Raw genomic sequence first — 2961 nt, 5'->3', positions numbered from 1 at the left:
CGCCGAGAGCCGCTGGCGCTGGAGCGACGGCGGCGGGCATCTCCCGCGCCTCGGCTCGGGGGTTTTGGACTGCACCACCGCGACCAGCGGCCTCACCTATCTGTTGGTGCCGTCCTTGTCCGCGCGCGCGGTTGCCTCGCGGAAGTCGCGCCGCGCGGCCTAATAGGTCGCCCGGCCGCCGGAAATGTCGAACACCGCGCCGGTGGAAAAGCTCGCCTCACGCGAGGCCAGCCAGGCGACCAGGGAAGCGATCTCGTCCACTTCGCCGAAGCGCCCGAGCGGGATTTTGGAGAGCATGTAATTGATGTGCTGCTCGGTCATCTGCGCGAAAATCGCCGTCCGCACTGCCGCCGGGGTGATGCAGTTGACGCGGATATCGGTGTCGGCCAGCTCCTTGCCGAGGGATTTGGTGAGCCCAATCACCGCCGCTTTCGAGGCGGAATAGGCGGCGGCGTTGGGATTGCCCTCTTTCCCCGCGATCGAGGCAATGTTGACGATGCGGCCATAGCCGGCGTCGCGCATGATCGGCACCACCGCGCGGCAGCTATGAAAGACGCCGTGGAGATTGATATCGATCACCCGCCGCCAGGCATCCAGCGGATACTCCCAGCTCGGCGCGTTGGGGCCGGAGATGCCGGCGCTCGCGACCATGACATCGACCCGCCCGAGCGCCGCGGCGCTGGCCTTGGCCGCCGCCATCACCGCCTCGGCATCGGTGACATCGACGGCGACGCTATGGGCGTTTGCGCCGATTTCGGCTTTCGCCGCGGCGAGCGCCGCCTGATCGAGATCCCAGAGGCTGACCCGCGCCCCCTCCGCGACGAGCCTTTTCGCGCAGGCGAGCCCGATCCCGGCCGCCCCCCCGGTGATGATCGCGCCTTGATCGGTGAACCGCCGCATCTCGCTCATCGCTTCCTCCCTCGCTTGTCGCTTAGGCGTAATCCGGGTTGACCGCATCGGCAAGAGGCCGGAAAAGACGCATCATGACCGAAAATACCGCACTCCCCCGCATCTTCTCCGGCATCCAGCCCTCCGGCGTGCCGACACTCGGCAATTATCTCGGCGCGCTGCGCAACTGGGTGCGGCTGCAGGAGGGGCATGCGTGTATTTTCTGCGTCGTCGATCTCCACGCCATCACCGTCTGGCAGGAGCCGAGGGCGCTCGCCGCGCAAACCCGCGAAATGGCGGCGAGCCTGATCGCTTGCGGCATCGACCCCGAGCGCCATATCCTGTTTCATCAATCGGCGGTGCGCGCGCATGCGCAGCTCGCCTGGATTTTCAACTGTGTCGCGCGTCTCGGCTGGCTCAATCGGATGACCCAGTTCAAGGACAAAGCCGGCAAGGATCGCGAGGCGGCTTCGGCCGGGCTCTACGTCTATCCCAACCTGATGGCCGCCGACATTCTCGCCTATCACGCAACGAGGGTTCCGGTCGGCGATGACCAGAAGCAGCATCTCGAACTCGCCAACGACATCGCGCAGAAATTCAACCACGATTACGGCGTTGATTTCTTCCCCGCGATCGAGCCCCTGATCATGGGCCCGGCGGCGCGGGTGATGAGCTTGCGCGACGGCACCAAGAAAATGTCGAAATCCGATCCGTCCGAGCAATCGCGCATCAACTTGACCGATGACAATGATGCGATCGCGCTCAAGATCCGCCGCGCCAAGACCGATCCCGCGCCCTTGCCGAGCGAGCCGGCGGGGCTGGAAGGGCGGCCGGAGGCGCGCAATCTCGTCGGCATTTACGCGGCGCTGGCCGATCTCCCGACCGCCGCCGTGCTCGCCGAACATGGCGGAAAAGGCTTTGGCGCCTTCAAGGAGGCGCTGGCGTCGCTGGTCATCGCCCATCTCGCGCCGATCGCCGCCGAAACCCGCCGTCTGCTCGCCGATCCCGGCGCGATCGAGGCGGTGTTACGCGCCGGGGCTTCGCGGGCGGCGGCGATCGCCGATCCGATCGTCGCCGAGGCCGAGCGGCTGGTCGGCTTTCTCGCGCGCGCATGATCCTCCTCCGCCACGGCCAGAGTCTCTTCAATCTCCATTTCACCGCGACGCGGCGCGATCCCGGCATTCCCGATGCGCCGCTGACCCCGCTCGGCCACGCACAGGCCGAACACGCCGCCGAAAGCCTGGCGCGTGAGCCGATCCGCCGCATCATCGTCTCGCCCTATACCCGCGCCTTGCAGACCGCGGCGCCGATCGCGCGGCGGCTTGCGGTGCCAGTCACCGTCTCGCCCCTGGTGCGCGAGCGTTATGCCTTCGCCTGCGATATCGGCACCCCGGCGAGTGAACTGGCGCGCGCCTGGCCCGGTCATGATTTTTCCGCGCTCGAGGAAATCTGGTGGCCGACGATGGAGGAGAGCCGCGAAAGCATCACCGGCCGCGCTGCGCGCTTTCGTGCCGAGATCGCGGCGCTGCCGGACTGGCGGGAGGTGCTGGTGGTCGCGCATTGGGGGTTCATCCTGGCGCTGACCGGCGAAAGCGTCTCCAACGGCGAATGGCGCCGCGCTGACCCCGCCGCTCCGCCGCCGGAAGAAATCATCTGGCACCCGTGAGGCCGCGCCGGCAATCGCGCCGGCAGGGTCGTCAATAAATTATTTCATTTTGCTCTAAACCGGACTAAAATATAACTTGGTTAGGGCGGTTTTTTGCCGTTGACGGCGGCAACGTTGTTGTTGCGACGCAAAAATTCTCCCGGAAGTTGAGTTTTTATTACTTATGCACGCATAAGTTATGCTTTCGTCCGGGAGAACACCATGGCGGCGTCAACCACGATCACCAGCACACTCACCCTCACCCCCGGCCAGACGCTCGACGTCCCGGGGACGGAAGAAATCACCGTCAGCAGCGGCCCCGCCGTCTATGCCGGCACGAGCGCAAGCGGTGTTGTGGTCACCAATGCCGGCAGCATCACCACAAGCAGCGATCTCAACGCCGCTATCTCTCTCAGGGACGGCGGCAG

At 65.8% G+C, this 2961-nt stretch carries 4 protein-coding genes; 3 read left to right on the top strand and 1 reads right to left on the bottom strand.

The window, feature by feature from the left end; translation table 11 throughout:
- Positions 1–159: 159 nt before the first annotated feature.
- Positions 160–909, bottom strand: coding sequence for an SDR family NAD(P)-dependent oxidoreductase (locus ACP5M5_RS14560; RefSeq protein WP_427938558.1), 750 nt, complete (start codon positions 907–909; stop codon positions 160–162).
- A gap of 74 nt (positions 910–983) precedes the next feature.
- Here ACP5M5_RS14560 and trpS point away from each other — a divergent pair, with 74 nt between their 5' ends.
- The 3 genes from trpS to ACP5M5_RS14545 all read left to right on the top strand — a co-directional run.
- Positions 984–2003, top strand: a complete 1020-nt coding sequence (gene trpS / locus ACP5M5_RS14555) for a tryptophan--tRNA ligase (RefSeq protein ID WP_427938556.1) — start codon at positions 984–986, stop codon at positions 2001–2003.
- Positions 2000–2554 carry a histidine phosphatase family protein gene (locus ACP5M5_RS14550; RefSeq protein WP_427938554.1) on the top strand — a complete coding sequence of 185 codons (555 nt, stop codon included), beginning with the start codon at positions 2000–2002 and terminating at the stop codon, positions 2552–2554. Before trpS ends, ACP5M5_RS14550 begins: the two co-directional genes overlap by 4 nt.
- A 201-nt stretch (positions 2555–2755) precedes the next feature.
- A partial coding sequence (locus tag ACP5M5_RS14545) for a hypothetical protein (protein ID WP_427938552.1) occupies positions 2756–2961 on the top strand: 206 nt, incomplete at its 3' end.

The organism is Acidibrevibacterium sp. (assembly GCF_049965395.1).
In the GTDB taxonomy this organism is placed as follows: domain Bacteria; phylum Pseudomonadota; class Alphaproteobacteria; order Acetobacterales; family Acetobacteraceae; genus Acidibrevibacterium; species Acidibrevibacterium fodinaquatile.
Note: the sequence above shows the minus strand (reverse complement) of the source record. Positions and strands in the feature narration are given on the sequence as shown.

What these genes read in the sequence shown, in the direction of transcription:
- ACP5M5_RS14560 (WP_427938558.1), bottom strand. Translation starts at nt 909, where the DNA reads ATGAGCGAGATGCGGCGGTTCACCGATCAAGGCGCGATCATCACCGGG.
- ACP5M5_RS14550 (WP_427938554.1), top strand. Translation starts at nt 2,000, where the DNA reads ATGATCCTCCTCCGCCACGGCCAGAGTCTCTTCAATCTCCATTTCACC.
- trpS (WP_427938556.1), top strand. Translation starts at nt 984, where the DNA reads ATGACCGAAAATACCGCACTCCCCCGCATCTTCTCCGGCATCCAGCCC.